This is a genomic window from Rhodococcus sp. AC861, assembly GCF_979256035.1.
Genome location: NZ_CEEDMW010000007.1, coordinates 23,107 through 38,549, shown reverse-complemented (window position 1 = coordinate 38,549; position 15,443 = coordinate 23,107). Strand labels below are relative to the sequence as shown.

At 64.3% G+C, this 15,443-nt stretch carries 14 protein-coding genes and 1 pseudogene; 6 read left to right on the top strand and 9 right to left on the bottom strand.

Translation table 11 applies throughout. The annotated features are described in order from the left end of the window. The first annotated feature begins 21 nt into the window (after positions 1–21). The gene (locus AC0IX4_RS20440; RefSeq protein WP_471830779.1) at positions 22–1,647 is read left to right on the top strand and encodes a long-chain fatty acid--CoA ligase; all 1,626 of its coding nucleotides are present in this window, start codon (positions 22–24) and stop codon (positions 1,645–1,647) included. 8 nt (positions 1,648–1,655) lie between these two features. On the opposite strand, the gene AC0IX4_RS20435 is transcribed toward AC0IX4_RS20440, so the two are convergent. Together AC0IX4_RS20435 and AC0IX4_RS20430 are read right to left on the bottom strand one after the other, a co-directional pair. Further along, a complete protein-coding gene (locus AC0IX4_RS20435; protein WP_471830778.1) occupies positions 1,656–2,408 on the bottom strand; it encodes a hypothetical protein in 753 nt (250 codons plus the stop codon). Continuing rightward, the gene (locus AC0IX4_RS20430) at positions 2,405–2,875 is read right to left on the bottom strand and encodes a 5' nucleotidase, NT5C type (protein WP_471830777.1); all 471 of its coding nucleotides are present in this window, start codon (positions 2,873–2,875) and stop codon (positions 2,405–2,407) included. Before AC0IX4_RS20430 ends, AC0IX4_RS20435 begins: the two co-directional genes overlap by 4 nt. 396 nt (positions 2,876–3,271) lie before the next feature. Between AC0IX4_RS20430 and AC0IX4_RS20425 the strand changes: the two genes are divergently transcribed. The 3 genes from AC0IX4_RS20425 (at position 3,272) to AC0IX4_RS20415 (ending at position 6,161) form a co-directional block, all read left to right on the top strand. Beyond that, positions 3,272–5,161 carry a helicase-related protein gene (locus AC0IX4_RS20425; protein WP_471830775.1) on the top strand — a complete coding sequence of 630 codons (1,890 nt, stop codon included), beginning with the start codon at positions 3,272–3,274 and terminating at the stop codon, positions 5,159–5,161. Between the two features lie 69 nt (positions 5,162–5,230). Then, positions 5,231–5,581 (top strand): TA system antitoxin ParD family protein, encoded by a 351-nt coding sequence (locus AC0IX4_RS20420; RefSeq protein ID WP_052493090.1) that lies wholly within the window; start codon positions 5,231–5,233, stop codon positions 5,579–5,581. Between the two features lie 4 nt (positions 5,582–5,585). Beyond that, the gene (locus AC0IX4_RS20415) at positions 5,586–6,161 is read left to right on the top strand and encodes a zeta toxin family protein (RefSeq protein ID WP_056073380.1); all 576 of its coding nucleotides are present in this window, start codon (positions 5,586–5,588) and stop codon (positions 6,159–6,161) included. 4 nt (positions 6,162–6,165) lie between these two features. Here the strand turns inward: AC0IX4_RS20415 and AC0IX4_RS20410 are convergent, their stop codons facing one another. The 4 genes and pseudogenes from AC0IX4_RS20410 to AC0IX4_RS20395 all read right to left on the bottom strand — a co-directional run bounded on the left by AC0IX4_RS20410 (position 6,166) and on the right by AC0IX4_RS20395 (position 9,233). Continuing rightward, positions 6,166–7,536: a cytochrome P450 gene (locus tag AC0IX4_RS20410; protein ID WP_471830774.1), complete on the bottom strand. Its 1,371-nt coding sequence runs from the start codon at positions 7,534–7,536 to the stop codon at positions 6,166–6,168. A 111-nt stretch (positions 7,537–7,647) separates the two neighbouring features. Next, positions 7,648–8,157 (bottom strand): hypothetical protein, encoded by a 510-nt coding sequence (locus AC0IX4_RS20405; protein ID WP_471830773.1) that lies wholly within the window; start codon positions 8,155–8,157, stop codon positions 7,648–7,650. 70 nt (positions 8,158–8,227) lie between these two features. Then, positions 8,228–8,827 (bottom strand): annotated as a pseudogene (locus AC0IX4_RS20400) (transposase); the annotation flags it as partial. Positions 8,828–8,921: 94 nt separating this feature from the next. Then, positions 8,922–9,233, bottom strand: coding sequence for a putative quinol monooxygenase (locus AC0IX4_RS20395; protein ID WP_042572937.1), 312 nt, complete (start codon positions 9,231–9,233; stop codon positions 8,922–8,924). Positions 9,234–9,340: 107 nt separating this feature from the next. Between AC0IX4_RS20395 and AC0IX4_RS20390 the strand changes: the two genes are divergently transcribed. Continuing rightward, on the top strand, positions 9,341–10,282 hold the full coding sequence (locus AC0IX4_RS20390) for a GlxA family transcriptional regulator (RefSeq protein ID WP_027504856.1): 942 nt from the start codon (positions 9,341–9,343) through the stop codon (positions 10,280–10,282). A gap of 378 nt (positions 10,283–10,660) precedes the next feature. On the opposite strand, the gene AC0IX4_RS20385 is transcribed toward AC0IX4_RS20390, so the two are convergent. Further along, positions 10,661–11,050 carry a nuclear transport factor 2 family protein gene (locus tag AC0IX4_RS20385; protein WP_471830770.1) on the bottom strand — a complete coding sequence of 130 codons (390 nt, stop codon included), beginning with the start codon at positions 11,048–11,050 and terminating at the stop codon, positions 10,661–10,663. A 498-nt stretch (positions 11,051–11,548) separates the two neighbouring features. Here AC0IX4_RS20385 and AC0IX4_RS20380 point away from each other — a divergent pair, with 498 nt between their 5' ends. Beyond that, positions 11,549–12,232, top strand: coding sequence for a hypothetical protein (locus AC0IX4_RS20380; protein WP_471830768.1), 684 nt, complete (start codon positions 11,549–11,551; stop codon positions 12,230–12,232). A 93-nt stretch (positions 12,233–12,325) separates the two neighbouring features. Here AC0IX4_RS20380 and AC0IX4_RS20375 read toward each other — a convergent pair whose 3' ends face one another. Together AC0IX4_RS20375 and AC0IX4_RS20370 are read right to left on the bottom strand one after the other, a co-directional pair. Continuing rightward, a complete protein-coding gene (locus AC0IX4_RS20375; RefSeq protein ID WP_471830766.1) occupies positions 12,326–14,560 on the bottom strand; it encodes an NADP-dependent isocitrate dehydrogenase in 2,235 nt (744 codons plus the stop codon). Between the two features lie 174 nt (positions 14,561–14,734). Continuing rightward, entirely contained in the window at positions 14,735–15,136 is a 402-nt protein-coding gene (locus AC0IX4_RS20370) for a type II toxin-antitoxin system VapC family toxin (protein WP_261770176.1), read from the bottom strand. Positions 15,137–15,443: the final 307 nt, after the last annotated feature.

Below are 15,443 nucleotides of genomic sequence, written 5' to 3'. Positions count from 1 at the left end.
GGATCGACCAGCAGGAGAGTCATGAAGAGCACCATGCAGGACACGCCGATGTCCATCGGCCAGCTCGTCCGATACGGAACATCCATTCACGCGTCGGCACAGATCACGACGTGGAGCGAGACCGGTCCGTCCACCGTCACGTTCGCCGACTTGGGGCGACGGGCCGCGCAGCTCGCACATGGCCTCCGAGCACTCGGTATCGACGGCGATCAGCGCGTCGCCACCTTCATGTGGAACAACTCGCAACACATGGAGGCCTACATGGCCGTGCCGGCCATGGGTGCCGTGTTGCACACGTTGAACATTCGCCTGTTCCCCGAGCAGCTCACCTACATCGTCGAACACGCCGAGGACAGCGTCATCATCGCCGACGCCAGCCTGCTCCCCCTGCTGACGCCGTTGCTGCCGACCATGTCGACGGTCCGCCATCTCATCGTCGTGGGCGCCGACCCCACTCAGGTGCAGGCCCCCGAGGGCATCGAGGTGCTCGGCTACGAGGACGTCCTCGCCGGCAACCCGGAAGAGTTCGACTGGCCGGAGCTCGACGAACGTTCGGCTGCCGCAATGTGTTACACCTCCGGAACGACCGGAGATCCGAAGGGCGTCGTCTACTCGCACAGGTCGATCTGGCTGCATTCGATGCAGGTCTGCATGACCGATGCGATGGCACTCGCTCAGTCCGACACGGTCTTGGCCATCGTGCCGATGTTCCACGCCATGTCCTGGGGACTGCCGTACGCCGCGCTGATGGTGGGGGCGTCGCTCATCATGCCGGACCGCTTCCTGCAGCCTGCGCCGCTCGCCGAGATGATGACCACTCTGAAGCCGACCGCCGCGGCCGCTGTTCCGACGATCTGGCAGGCACTTCTGGTCCACCTCGAGGACCACCCGGCGGACCTGTCGAGCCTGCGCGACGTCACCGTGGGCGGCAGCGCGTGCCCGCCGAGTCTTCTGCGGGCCTTCCACGAGAAGTACGGCATCCACATCTCGCAGGCGTGGGGCATGACGGAGACCTCCCCTCTCGGAACGTCGGGTCGTCCCGACGTCGGCTTGTCGCCGGAAGACGAATTCGACCTGCGCTGCACCCAGGGACGTTTCGTCTCCGCGGTGCGAGCGCGGCTGGTCGACGACTCCGGTGCCGTGTTGCCCTGGGACGGGAAGCATGTCGGCGAACTCGAAGTGCGGGGGCCGTGGATCACCGGCAGCTACTACAAGGTCGACTCGGCGGACAAGTTCGACGACGGGTGGCTGCGGACGGGCGACGTCGGCACGATTTCCGAGGGTGGGTACCTCACCTTGACGGACCGGTCCAAGGACATCATCAAGTCCGGCGGCGAGTGGATCTCGTCGGTCGAACTCGAGAACCACGTAATGGAACATCCGGCCGTGCGTGAGGCCGCCGTCATCGGCGTGCCCGACCCGAAATGGGACGAGCGGCCACTGGTCGCCGTCGTCGTCCGCGACGGTCAGACCGTGACCGCGGACGAGCTGCGCGACTTCCTCGACGGACGAGTTGCGCACTGGCAGTTGCCCGAACGATGGACCTTCATCGACGAGGTACCCAAGACGAGCGTCGGCAAGTTCGACAAGAAGCGGCTGCGAGGGTCACATGCGGACGGTGCGTTGGAGGTCGTCGAGGTCGGCTGACGTGAGCGTCAGACGCGGGACACCAGGAGCTCCGTCGACCCCTCGAAGGCACTCCCCGGTCGAGCTGCGGGTGGGGCGTAGTTGAAGCGGTATCTGGTCGGCTCACTCAGGCGAGTCCGCGCCCACTCTTCCGTCAGGGGCTGGACGGGGAAGGTAGATACGATCTGGGCCGTCGAACTCGTCACCAGTCCGTACACGACTGCGGTCGAACCGCTTCGGGGATCCGCGACGTAGACGGTGCGCATCGAGTTTCCACTGTCGATCACCTCGTCGAAAGCAAGGACGGCGCGTGCGGTTCGACGTGGGTCGGCCAGTGCCGGCAGCACTGTCGACGCGACACGCTCCATCATCGGCGTCTCGGATGCCGTCGGGTGAAGGTACGTGGGTTCCTTGCCGAACGCGATGGCCAGGTCGTTCGTAAGCCACCTCTGACGCTTCAATCCGTACGGGGTGACCACCGTCGACAGCAGGTAGCCGTAGGTGTGCATGAGTCCCGCATGGCCGATGGGGAATTCGTAACCACCGGGCAGGCCTCGATGGAGCCAGGCAAAGGTTGCCTCGTCGAACACCGGTGCTTGTACGTTGTCGTCGATCACCGTCGACGACGTCCACTGGGCCAACTGTTCGGCGTCGTGCTGCGATGCAAGGACCTGCCTCATCAGCCACGGGGTGGGTGCGGTCGACTCATTCAGGTCGCCCGTCCTGCTGAGCATCTCTGCGCTGACCGACAATTGTGCGAACAGACCCTTCTCGACGGTCATGCCAGCGGGAGCAGGTATTTCGTGACCTGGGCCCAGGTCTTGAAGTTCTCGGTACCGAAGGGAATCAACTCACCCTCGAATTCCTTCGCACCGTTTGCACCTCGATCGTCCACCAGAAAATCTCCCCGGTTGAGATTCTTGTGGTGAGAGAGGATGAGGCGCTTGTAGGCCACCGATCCCGTTTCGTATCCCAAGTGCCACTGCACCCACTTGACCTTGTCGTGCCACGCCTGGGCGTTCTTCCACGGAGCGGTGGACAAGATGTACGTATCGAAATGCTCCGCGAGCAGCGTGTATGCGTCCAAAGCACCGTCGATCGGATCCATGAGCGAGAAGATGCGCGGAACCTCGTCCAGGTCGTTCTCGAGCCCGACGATCTCGGAGGGGTGGAGTCGGTCGATCCCGGATTGAAAATCGACCAGCGTGTTGTCGAGGTCGACGTACAGGATTTTCTTCTGTTCAGGCATGCGTCTCCCGATTGAAAAGAGCGATGGGGTTGCCGTCCGAGTGGAGTCAACATCAACATAGCAGTGCGTACTGACACGGATGTGAAGTCGATTGTTCACTCACACATTCCGCTAATTGATATTTGCACTGACTTTGTCACACCGGATAAACCGGCCATTGGGCCCACCGCGCCCCTGGCGTGCTGAGCAACGCAAGGACCGAGGTAGGCCCCTACACCGGGCCATATCCAACCTTATGGCCACAGGGTTGGATACGGCGCGGTCGTATCAAACCTTGTCGACGGTGTCGGACGTCGATGCCACTCTCGGCAGTGCCAGGTTCCCACGGCACAGGACCCCACTCCCGCCGACGACCCTTGTCGTGACCACCAGTTGCGATCGGAGAGGATGTTCCCGATGCCACCACGTAGACGCTCCACCACGACTCGCACTGTGAAGGCTGGGCAGAGCAGTGCAGCCCGCAAGTTCGCCGGCACCGCGAAGAAGCCGACCAAGCGCCGCGCACCCGCGAAGAAGACCGCAGCTCCCGACCTGCGCGTGCCCGACGCCGGTGAGCGCGTGTGGGTGCTCGACGTTCCCTTCGAGGACCGCTCCGCCGCGAGTGCTGCGGGAGCCCGCTGGTACCCCGGCCCACGAGTGTTCGCGTACTACGGCACCGAGTTGCCCGAGTACCTGCAGCCGTACGAGTCGATGCCGTACAGCCTGCAGCGGTGGCTCGAGGACGACGCCAACGAGACCTGGCGCCCCGAGACAGTGCATGCCCGTTCGCTGTTGCCCCGCGACACCCAGCTCGAATCGGTGCACCGGCAGCTCACTGCCCTCGAGGAGGGCTTCCCCTACTTCGCACAGATGGACTCCACCGGCTTGGGCAAGACCCTGTCAGTGTGCGAGGCGGTGCGGCAGATGTCTGCTGCCGAGATCGGCACCGTCCTGGTCGTCGCACCGAAGGGAGCACTACCGGGGTGGCGTCGGACGATCGCGGACAGTGAGGCCGATATCGAGCCCTCCGACCGCAAGCGCTGGCTTCTGGTCACGTACCAGTCGACGAAGAAGCTCCTGTCGGTCCCACCGGACACCGATCTGGGGAAACGCAAACGGACACAGAACAAGCGAACGATCACACTCGGCGAACTGCGTTTCGAGATCGACGTCGTCATCGCCGACGAGTGCCATGCGTTGATGAACATCGAATCGCAGCAGTCGCAGATCGTGTGGCGCTACCAGGAAGCCGCGCGGTCGGTGGTGTGGATGTCCGCGACCCCCGGTTACCAGCCGCTGCACTTCGCGTACATGGCGCGCGCGATCGAGCAGTCACGCGGCGTCGAAATCGTGGGCGACGACGACCAGCTCGGTTACGCCCTCACCGTGAAGTGGGCCAACTTCCTCGAAGAGTCCGGCTTCGCGATCAAGGCCGGCAAGGCGTCGACAGGGCTGGCCACGTGGCGCTGGGAGCCGGAGGATGCTGCCCGTCGCGAGCGCGATATCGCCGCCGTGCACGGGTGGTTGTCGGGAGGTGCTGTGCCGTGGTCGATCTCGCGACCGTCCCCGCCCACACCACGTGAACCGCTCGGGCAAGAACTGACCGCCGCGCAGAAGCGGCTGTACAACTCTGCATGGGTCGACTACCGCAAGGAGGTCGGTCTGCCGATGTGGAAGGTGTCCGGCGGCAAACGGGTGCTGCAGAAGAATCCGAGTGTTCGCGCTGCAACGCTGCGGTTCCGCCAGAAGTGTTCGCACCTCCGCATTCCCGCGTCCGCCGACCAAGTGCGCACGTGGGTGAAGGCCGGCAACCAGGTGTTCGTGTCGATGTTCTACCGCGAGTCCGTCGCCGCTCTCGCCGACGACTTGCGCGACGGCGGGCTTGCAGTTGCGGTGGTCGACGGCAGCATGAGCAGTCCGGAGCAAGAGGCCGCGATCCGGCGCTTCCAGACGGGCGCCGCCACCGTCATCGTGTCCACCACGACGAGCGCCATCAACCTGCACACCAACGAGATGCTGCTGCCCGAAGGCACGACGTCCACTCTCGCGCCCCGGGTGACGCTGATCCATGACCCCCGGTGGACACCCATCGACATCCGCCAGATCGAGGGTCGAGCGAACCGCATCGACAAGGACCACAACCACACGACGTCCACCTGTTATTACGGCTACGCCGAGGGGACCGTCGAGGAGGAGATGGTGCTGACCGGAGTGGAGCGAATAGCCGACCTGGGATCGATCGTCGGGCAGGCTGATCTGATCGATCCGGAAGCGTTCCTGGCGGCTCGGGTTACTGCTGACAGCTAGTCATCATCCGGCAGTACATAGCTGTGGCAGATTGCTACACTAGGTGCACGACAACGAACGGAGCAGCTCATGGGTACGACGTCATCGCTACGGGTCGACGATGAACTGTATGCATCGGCGAAGCTGGTCGGCAGTGCGTCGAGCCGGAGCGCAGCCCAACAGATTGCACACTGGGCACTGGTCGGGCGTGAGATCGAGGCCTCACATCACATAGCCTCACGCGACATCGCCGGGGTTTTGGCAGGTCGGCAGAACTACGACGCGCTCACCCCGCGAGAGCAGGCAGTCGTACGCGCGGAATGGTCCGAGCGAATCGACGCGATGTCAGAAGGCCTGGATCTGCGCAGCGAATTCGAGGCAGAAGGACGGGCCTTCGTCGAATGCGACGAAGACGGCGCTGTGATCGAGCATCGTCCCTGACGGAATGACCCGCGACCCGGTCCTGCACCTGCTTGCCGGCCCGAACGGCGCCGGCAAGAGCACCTTCTTTGCTCGGGTGCTGGCGCCCGTCACTCATCTTCCCTTCGTCAACGCCGACGAGATCGCTACCGAGAACTGGCCCGGTGACGAACAAGCGCACGCGTACGACGCATCGAGGTTGGCCGCCGAACAGCGGGTGGCCTTACTCGCACAGGCCGCGTCGTTCGTCACCGAGACAGTCTTCTCGCATCCGTCGAAGCTCGATCTGATCGAGACGGCGAACGAGGCCGGGTACCTCGTCACACTTCATATCGTCGCCATTCCGGTCGACCTGGCCGTAGCCCGCGTCGTCAACCGCGTCGAGATCGGCGGTCATTCCGTGCCCGAGGCAAAGGTCCGTGAGCGATACGTGCGCCTGTGGCCCTTGGTTCGATCCGCGATCGATGTCGTCGAAAATGCCCGCGTCTACGACAATACCAACGCAAGCAACCCCTTTCGCGTTATCGCTCGTTACGACCATGGTCGACTGGTTGGGGACCCGTCATGGCCGTCGTGGGCTCCCGCCGCACTGATGACCTGACACCTCAGCCACGCAGCGACACGTGCAGACCATGCTCGGATGCCGTGTGGATCGGATAGGCGTTGTCCGGGTGCGTCGTGTCCACCGCAGCGTCCGGGTGCGCCTGAAGGAAGTCGTGCACGAACACCGCGATCATCGACGACGCGAACGACTTGCCAGGGCACGATCTCGGACCCTTCCCGAAGGGGATCACCAGCGGGGCCACGTGATCCGTCGCGTGGGCGTTCAGTATCCGGTTCGGATCGAATGTCGGGCCGTACACCGCGTGCACGGCATGAATGTTCGGCATCACCAGCGTATTACGGTGCAGATCGATAGTGCCGTCACCGAGAGCGATCCGGCAGTCGTCGATCACCCGCCCGTTGAACACGGACCCCGGGGTGTCGATGCGCAACGCTTCCATCACGCACGCACGGACCACTGCAGAATCGCCCAACGACTCGACGGGCACAGCCGAGAAGGCGTCCTTCCACTGCGTGTTGGCGGGATCGAGCAGATGCTTCAGCGTGGCGAGAATGGCCGTGCGCGTCGTGTCGACGCCGGCAATGAAGGACGTCGTGGTGTCGTCACGGACCATGGTCGACGAGAACCCCGAGATGCCGTGCAACCGCCTGATGTGGCGGGCGATGGTGTCGTCGAGCGGCATATCCGCCAGAACCGAGGCGTGCTGCAGAAGCATCCGAGTGTTGATCCGCATCCACCGCTGCTCTTGCGAGAACGTCCACCGTTGCAGCCGTGGCTCGACTCTCATGGCGTAGGTGTTCGCACAGCGTCGAAGGCGTAAGAAGTTGTCGTACATCGCATCTGCCAACGGCAGCGCCCCATGGGCGCCGCTCTCGTCGACGTAGTCGATCAACGTCGACGCCGCGTCACCCCACACTGCCTCTGCCACAGCAGTGCGCACGCACTCGGTGACGATCGGCCGCAGGTCGATGCTGCCGTCGTCCGCACGAACATGCGTCGGCAGTGCGTGCGTCATCGTTGCACGGGCGGACCCGGCGCTCGTCGCCACGATCATGTTGCGTTTGCGGTCACGGAAACGAGGCTGTTGCGCCGAGGAGAATGTCAGCGCTTCGGGACTCAGCTGACCGAACGAATACTGCGCGGCGGTGTCACGATCGATATGCACACCGGCGATCTTCGGATTGACGATTGCTTCGATGGCCCGGCGCGACACCGCATACAGCTGCACTCGACTGCCACGCCAGGTACCGATGAAGTCGGAGTCTCGATCGTCGACGAACAGGTAGTCACGCGACAGCTTCTTCCCGAACGCGTCGGACACCCTCCGCTCCGATGACAACGGCAACGGTCCGCCGACGAAACGGATCCCCTGCCGTTGGTAGCTGGCGCGCTGAGCGAATACCGACGCCACGCCACCACGCTCCTCGACAGGGCCGGCTCTGCCACGAACCGGACTCAGCGTGACAGTAGTGCCCAGCAGGTCACTGCGCTTGGGATGGTTCACAACGAGCGGCGGTCAACCTCACGGGACTGTCAGAAGACCGAGCCCCGGAAACAATGTCTCGGAGAACGGCGCGGGGAACTGGCGGCTCTGCGTCACCACAACAGCGACCTGACCGGGTCCGGTATCTGCGACGACGTCGAGCGGGAGCCCTCGGGCGCCAGCGTTCGGATCGACGGCCGAGAGGTCCTCGGAGGCCCAGTGGCGGAAGTCGACGGCGCCGGACGCTCCTGTCGAAAGATTGCGCCACTGCACCGTCATCCACCGGTAGTTGTACTGGTAGTAGTACGGCTTGATATCGGCGGCGGAGAACCGGACTGAGCCCGGCCGCTCCCCCACCGTGGCCTTGATCGGCGTGGTCTGGATGAGCCCGCCGGGCACGCTGACCGGGCCGATCTCCAGACCCGTCACGATGGGCACCTGCAAGATCGAGGTCTGGGGTGCAGCGGATGCCGTTCCCGCACCCACCCCCAGGAACACCGGGATCGCGAGTGCCAAGGCCACTGCCGCTCGACGCGTTGTCTGTCGCATGGTCATCACTCTGGCACCGTCAGGCAGAAAAAGACCGATCGTTTTGTGACTGTTACCGAGTCTTGATGGCTCATCCCAATCGGGGGTGTACGAGTTGGGGTCTGAAGCCGCCGGTCTCGAGCAGGCTTCGGGCGATGTAGTTGGTCAGGTTGCGGAACCCGAGTGCGGAGCCGCGCAGGTGTTCGAGCCGTCCGTTGAGCGCCTCGGTCGGCCCGTTGCTGGTGCCGGGTCGTTCGAAGTAGGCGAGCACGTCGGCGGCTCGCTTCTTCAGGGTCCGGCCCAGGGTGGTGAGCTCGGTGAGCACCTTGGGGACGCCGGCGCTGAGGTCGGTGATCAGCTTCTCCATGAGCTCGCGGCCACGTTGTCGGTCCTCGTGGCGATAGGCGGCGATCATGCGCTGGTAGACACCCCAGGTCGCCTCGACCTCGACGTGAGCGTCATCAACGAACAGCGCGCGTAGCCTGTCGCTCTGCTTGTCGGTAAGCAGGTCCGCGCCGGTGTGCAGCGTGCGCCGCGACTTGTAGAGCGGGTCGTCCCTGAACCCACGGTGCCCGTGGATCGCGAGTTGGACCCGGCGCCGACACCTGTCGAGGGTGTCACCGGCCAGGCGCACGACGTGGAAGGGATCCATCATCGTGACCGCGTCCGGGATCTCCTCTGGCCTCCTCGTGATCGGCCCATCGGGGATCGTCAACGTGGTGCGGGTGTCGAGGCGATCGGGTCCGACGGCTCGGCGGGGCGCGATCGTCTCGTGTGTTGGCGGACTACGGGAGCTTGGACGCGAGGACGTCGGCCGCCAGGATCTCGGGTGCTGCGCCGAGGAGGTGCTGGTTGGCCATCAGGGCTGCGACGATGGCGCCGTTGGCGTGGGCGTCGCGAGCGGCCTCGTCGGGGAATGCATCGAAGATCCAGAAGGTGTCGGCGTGGGTCCTAGCCGCGAACCAGACAATCGTTCCTACTTCTTCGTTGGCGAGTGCGACAGCGCCGGTGAGCAGATCGGCGAGCGCGTCGTGCTGTCCATCGGCCGCGACGATCTTGGCGACGAAGGCATACGGAAGTGATGCGGGTGTGGACATGAGGGGTTCTCCTTGAAGTCGGGGTTCTTCGTGGGGCGAGTTCAGCGTATGACGAGCGAGGGCCGGTGGGGAGTGGCGTATACGACAGTATTGCTATTGTTCGCGCCATGCGTATCGGACTGATCGCGATCGACGGCTGCTTCGGTTCGGCTGTCGCGTCGGTCATCGACATCGTGCGGGTGGCCGACGGAGCCCGGGGCGATGTCGACCCGCGGATCGACCCGATCGAACTCGCCATCCTCGGACCGAAACGGCGAGTGACCACGACGGCATCGATGACCCTGTCGGTAGACCACCCGCTGTCGGAGTCCGGAGAGTTCGACGTGGTCGTCGTCCCTGCGCTTGGAACCCTCACGGCCGCCGCTACCAACGACGCCCTCCAGAGCCGAGATGCACGTTCGGTCATCGCCTCACTCGGGCGCCTCGACGACGCGACCACCCGGATCGCCGCGGCGTGCACCGGTGTGTTCGCCGTCGCCGAGACTGGACGGATGCATCATCGGCGGGCGACGACCAGCTGGTTCTTGGGGCCGGAGTTCCTGAAGCGCTATCCGACCGTCGCCCTCGATCTCGACACCATGGTCGTGGTCGACGGGAACCTCGTCACCGCCGGCGCCGCGTTCGCCCACATCGACCTCGCGCTCTCACTCGTGCGATCGATCAGCCCCGACCTGGCCCAACATGTCGCCAAGCTCCTCATCATCGACGAGCGTCCGTCGCAGGCGGCCTTCGTCGCCTACGAACATCTCCGGCACGAGGACCCGATCGTCGTCGAGTTCGAACGCTTCGTGCGCGCCCGCCTGGACGAACCGTTCAACGTCGCCTTCGTCGCGCAGTCGCTCGGCACCAGCCGGCGCACCCTCGAACGACGAGTCCGTGCGGCGCTCAACCTCACTCCGCTCGGCTTCGTCCAACGGCTTCGCATCGAACGAGCTCGGCACCTCTCAGCAACCACGGACCTCACCTCCGCCGAGATCGCGCTACGGGTCGGCTACGCGAACGCCGAGACTCTGCGCTCCCTCCTGCGCAGGGAGCGACGCCGTTCCTGACCTATCGCCATGCCTGTAGCCGGTGTCCTAGCGCTCGGTTGGAACCACCTCTCAGCACGTCGCGTCGACGCTCCTGCGTCGCCCCTGGACGACCCACTCGACACGCCCGCAGCACAGGCCATGTGACGTGCCCCGGCTTCCCGGACGGTCGGGGTTGGGTGGCTGTGATGTCGCTGCGTTCTCGTCGAGGGGGTCAGCAGACCCGATCAGGGTCGATTGGGATGAGCCGCGAAGGCGGTCAGGTCAGGGCGGCCGAAGCCGGCCGGCGGGGTAGCGTCGGACACGTCGAGGTCTTTCGGATGGATGGCGTAGGAACCTCCATCGTCGGGAGACCTCGACGTCTATCTGCGGACCGACGCGCCCGGCCGACCTACACCGTCATCTGGGAAGAGCCGTCTTGATGTCTGCCGACCGCTTGCGGGCGACTGCTTGGATTGGAGTTCCCTGATGAAACAGCAGCGTCCACCCAGCATCTACCCTGCGCCACAACGAGCTTCGGCGCGCGTGCCGACCCGCATGCCTGGTCTCGTACGTCACGAGAACCATGTCGTCGGCGACCCTTCGGCCGTTGAAGTTCGCGCTCTCGATGGGCTCCGCCTCGGGCGCGTCGATCAGCGCTGCAATCATCTCGCGCCGCGTCCACAGCCGACCCGACGCGCCGATCTCCTCGAACGACGGGTCGAGCAGTCGGTCGAGTTCAGTCTGCGATGAGCGCGTCGCCGGATCGAGTAGTGCCTTCTCCAGACCGATCACGTGCTCCATCGTCATGTCTCCCACCTCATGATCGTGGACTATGAACCCCGGTTTCCGGGGCCAGATTTCCACTATCAGGTCCTGTCGTACGCCGGCCGTACTCTCCGGGCACACGATCCTGGGGGGGACCTGATGAGTAAGAGCCAACGTAGGGCCAAGGCCGAAAAGCGCACGGCGCAAAGACGGCCGGCATTGTGCTGGCACGACGTGCTGAAACGTTTCGCCGAATGGTTGGTGCGGTCAGGCTGCACCACAGACCCGTTGGCGGCATATTCGACGGCGATGGCAGTCGACCGATCCAGGCGCGAACACGACATCCTGGTCGCGGGATCCGACATACCACTGGAGTTGTTCGACACAGACGTGTACGCCGACGACTGCGGACACACACCGTGGTCACCCGACGACACTGTCGATGCGCTCGATCTCTTCGCGAGGTTCTTTGTAGAAGAACGTGTTTCGACGACACAGACAAACGACCTCGCGGAGATGGTCGGGGTTTCCCCGCCACGCATGGCACCGGTCCCGCGACGTCGCTCGGCACCCCTCGGTCCGACCACCCTGACGTCTCACGTCCGGCGGGTTGCTGCCTGGTGCGAAGACAACGGCAGCGTTCCCGACCCCTGCTTCGCACACCCGCGCTCGAGCAGGCAGCTTCGAGACGCCCTCGGCCCGACCGGTGAAGGCGACACCCTCAGCGAGCTGCTGTCGACGGTGACGTACCAGGTGGTTATCGCGACCGCGTTGGGAGTGGGCGTCCTGCGCAACGAGGATCGAACACTTCGAGCAGGAGACGCGTTCGATCACTGGCTCTCGGCACCGAGCGAGGAGTGGCGACGCCGAAGTCTCGTCGAGGCCTATATCGCGTGCCTGGAACCCGTTGTCGCACCAGACGGAGCCTCGTTGCAGCGCGAGATGACCGCAGCATGCGCCGCACTATGGTTCATCCTCGTTCGTTCCCTGGTCGACGACCCGGCACATGACGGCGAAGCTTTCGACACGGGCATCGACACCGACGTCGAGAAAGTCAGCGCGTGGGTGTTCGTGCGACTGGCCACCATGGTCGACCTCGGACTGATCGTCCCTGTGAACGGACAGTTGTGCGTCCCGGACTCCCACGCGTCGGCTCTCCTAGAGGCGCTCGATGGTGGTCGTCTCAATACGTCGACGTCGGCGGATGTCGAGGGTCGATCCTGATCGTGGACTTCAGACCCCGGTATCCGGGGTCTGAAGTCCACAAACAACTCTGGCCCATGCACGTCACGCGTGCATGGGCCAGATGGTCGAGAACTACTTGGTCGCAGACTCCAGAGCCTGATTGAACGTCTTGCTCGGACGCATGATCGACGTCGCCTTCTCGGGATCCGGGTAGTAGTACCCGCCGATGTCGACGGGCTCACCCTGCGCGTCGCCGAGCTCCTTGACGATGGCCTCTTCCTGATCGGCCAGCGTCTTGGCGAGCGGCGCGAAGTGCTTCGCCAGCTCCTCGTCCTCGGTCTGGTTCGCCAGCTCCTGCGCCCAGAACTTGGCGAGGTAGAACTGGCTGCCGCGGTTGTCGAGCTCGCCGGTGGTGCGCGACGGGCCCTTGTTCTCTTCGAGCAGCTTGCCGGTCGCGGCATCGAGGGCCTTGCCCAGGACGTTCGCCTTGCCACCGGTCTTCTTGCCCAGGTCCTCGAGGCTCACGGCCAGCGCGAGGAACTCACCGAGCGAGTCCCAACGGAGGTGGTTCTCTTCGATGAGCTGCTTGACGTGCTTCGGCGCGGATCCGCCGGCGCCCGTCTCGTACAGTCCGCCGCCGGCCATCAGAGGAACGATGGACAGCATCTTGGCGCTGGTGCCGAGCTCGAGGATCGGGAACAGGTCCGTGAGGTAATCGCGGAGGATGTTGCCGGTCGCGGAGATCGTGTCCAGGCCGCGGACGACGCGCTCGAGCGTGTACCGCATCGCGCGGACCTGCGACATGATCTGGATGTCGAGGCCCTCGGTGTCGTGATCCTTCAGGTACGTGCGCACCTTCTTGATCAGCTCGTTCTCGTGGGGGCGGTACGGGTCGAGCCAGAAGAGCACCGGCATCCCCGAGTCGCGCGCACGGTTCACAGCGAGCTTGACCCAGTCCTGGATCGGCGCGTCCTTGACGATGCAGAGGCGCCAGATGTCGCCCTTCTCCACGTTCTGCGTGAGCATGACCTCGCCGGTCGCCACGTCGACGATGTTCGCGACGGCGTCCTCTTCGATCTCGAAGGTCTTGTCGTGCGAGCCGTACTCCTCGGCCTTCTGCGCCATGAGGCCGACGTTGGGAACGGTGCCCATGGTCGTCGGGTCGAACTGGCCGTTCGTCTTGCAGAAGTTCACCATCTCCTGGTAGATGCGGGAGAAGGTCGACTCCGGGTTGACCGCCTTCGTGTCCTTGGGACGACCGTCGGCTCCCCACATCTTGCCGCCGGCGCGAATCATCGCGGGCATGGAGGCGTCGACGATGACGTCGCTGGGCGAGTGGAAGTTGGAGATGCCGCGTGCCGAGTCGACCATGGCCAGCTCGGGACGATGCTCGTGGCACTTGTGCAGGTCCTCGACGATCTCGTCCCGCTTCGACGCCGGAAGGGTGTCGATCTTGCTGTAGAGATCGGAGAGGCCGTTGTTGACGTTGACGCCGAGCTCCTCGAAGAGCTCGTTGTGCTTGGCGAAGGCGTCCTTGTAGAAGACGCGCACCGCGTGACCGAAGACGATCGGGTGCGAGACCCGCATCATCGTGGCCTTGACGTGCAGGGAGAACATGACGCCGGTCTCGTAGGCGTCCTGCATCTGCTCTTCGTAGAACTTGTCCAGAGCCTTGGCGCTCATGAACATGCTGTCGATGACGTCGCCGTCGGTCAGTGAGACCTTCGGCTTCAGGACGACGGTCTTGCCGCTCTTCGTCTCCAGTTCCATCCGGACGTCGCGGTCGCCCTCGACGGTCATCGACTTCTCACCGTGGTAGAAATCGCCCTCGCGCATGTGCGCGACATGCGTGCGCGACGCCGGCGACCACTCGGTCATGCTGTGCGGGTGCTTGCGCGCGTACTCCTTCACGGCCTTCGGCGCGCGGCGGTCGGAGTTGCCCTCACGGAGGACGGGGTTGACGGCGCTACCGAGGCACTTGGTGTAGCGGTCGCGGATCTCCCGCTCCTCGTCCGTCTTCGGGTTGCCCGGGAAGTCGGGGATCTTGTAGCCCTTGTCCTGCAGTTCCTTGATCGCGGCGTGCAGCTGCGGTACCGAGGCACTGATGTTGGGGAGCTTGATGATGTTCGTGTCGGGCAGCTGCGTCAGCTTGCCCAGCTCGGCCAAGTTGTCCGGCACCCGCTGGTCCTCGTCCAGGTAATCGGGGAACTCGGCGAGGATGCGACTGGCAACGGAGATGTCGCTCGACTCCACCTCGATCCCGGCTGCGCTGGCGAAAGTGCGGATGACCGGCAGGAACGCGTGAGTCGCCAGCATGGGCGCCTCGTCGGTCAGGGTGTAGATGATGGTCGGCTTTTTCTCAGTCATTGCAGGTCTTGCCTCGTTTTCCGTCTGCTCGACGTCGTCTGTCCTTGTGGGCTCGGAGACAACTTTAGTCGTGCAGGGCTGTGTTGTGGCGACCCCGGTAGGACCGGCCGCGTGTGCGCTGCGGCATAGCTGACCAGCGTGGAAGGCGGAGGCCGAAGCTACTGATCGGTAACGTCAACTCGCGTCGGGCGGAGTGTCGATCTGTACGAGATGGTCGATTCCCTGGAAGTCCGACGGGTTCCGCGTGAGAAGCCGTGCACCATGCGCATGCGCGGTCGCTGCGATCATGAGATCGAGAGCGCGGGCTCGAGGGCGCCGGCCGGTCGAGCGCACCACCGAGGCGAGATTGCCGAAGCTGCCCGCCACTCGGGCATCGACGGCGAGTGGTTCGAACCTGCGTTCCACGGCGATCAACCGTTGCAACCTCAGAGCGCGCGCCTGCAGATCGGAGGCGACGAGTACTCCGAAGTGCAACTTGGCCAGAGTGATCGCGCTGATCGCGAGTTCACCGTCGATCTCGTCCAATCGATTCCCGATGACGACGCTCGTGTCGAGAATCGTTCTCAGCGAGTCCATGGATCCTGAACCGTGTCGTTCTTCTCGGCGAGATCATCAGCCAACGTGTGGTCGGTCGGAGTATCGAAGACGTCCTCGATGTCGGAGTAGCGATTCCATTGCTTCTTCGAGACAGGACCGAGCACCGCTCCAGGACGTCCGGAGACAGTGGTCAGGAGCGTCTCCCCCGCTTCGGCGCGGTTACGTAGTCGGAAGCGTGCTGCCGGAGTTCCTTCAACCCGATGGTGTCCATGACACATGGGTAGCACTTCTGCTACCCAACCTCGAAGATACTCGCAGAATGCAAGACAGCAGGCAACGATGGGAG

Bases quoted from the DNA above. Each gene is read 5' to 3' on its own strand.
- AC0IX4_RS20405 (WP_471830773.1), bottom strand. From the start codon at position 8,157: ATGCGACAGACAACGCGTCGAGCGGCAGTGGCCTTGGCACTCGCGATC.
- AC0IX4_RS20390 (WP_027504856.1), top strand. From the start codon at position 9,341: ATGCGTATCGGACTGATCGCGATCGACGGCTGCTTCGGTTCGGCTGTC.
- AC0IX4_RS20370 (WP_261770176.1), bottom strand. From the start codon at position 15,136: ATGGACTCGCTGAGAACGATTCTCGACACGAGCGTCGTCATCGGGAAT.
- AC0IX4_RS20420 (WP_052493090.1), top strand. From the start codon at position 5,231: ATGGGTACGACGTCATCGCTACGGGTCGACGATGAACTGTATGCATCG.
- AC0IX4_RS20375 (WP_471830766.1), bottom strand. From the start codon at position 14,560: ATGACTGAGAAAAAGCCGACCATCATCTACACCCTGACCGACGAGGCG.
- AC0IX4_RS20385 (WP_471830770.1), bottom strand. From the start codon at position 11,050: ATGACGATGGAGCACGTGATCGGTCTGGAGAAGGCACTACTCGATCCG.
- AC0IX4_RS20380 (WP_471830768.1), top strand. From the start codon at position 11,549: ATGGCACCGGTCCCGCGACGTCGCTCGGCACCCCTCGGTCCGACCACC.
- AC0IX4_RS20425 (WP_471830775.1), top strand. From the start codon at position 3,272: ATGCCACCACGTAGACGCTCCACCACGACTCGCACTGTGAAGGCTGGG.
- AC0IX4_RS20430 (WP_471830777.1), bottom strand. From the start codon at position 2,875: ATGCCTGAACAGAAGAAAATCCTGTACGTCGACCTCGACAACACGCTG.
- AC0IX4_RS20435 (WP_471830778.1), bottom strand. From the start codon at position 2,408: ATGACCGTCGAGAAGGGTCTGTTCGCACAATTGTCGGTCAGCGCAGAG.
- AC0IX4_RS20415 (WP_056073380.1), top strand. From the start codon at position 5,586: ATGACCCGCGACCCGGTCCTGCACCTGCTTGCCGGCCCGAACGGCGCC.
- AC0IX4_RS20395 (WP_042572937.1), bottom strand. From the start codon at position 9,233: ATGTCCACACCCGCATCACTTCCGTATGCCTTCGTCGCCAAGATCGTC.
- AC0IX4_RS20440 (WP_471830779.1), top strand. From the start codon at position 22: ATGAAGAGCACCATGCAGGACACGCCGATGTCCATCGGCCAGCTCGTC.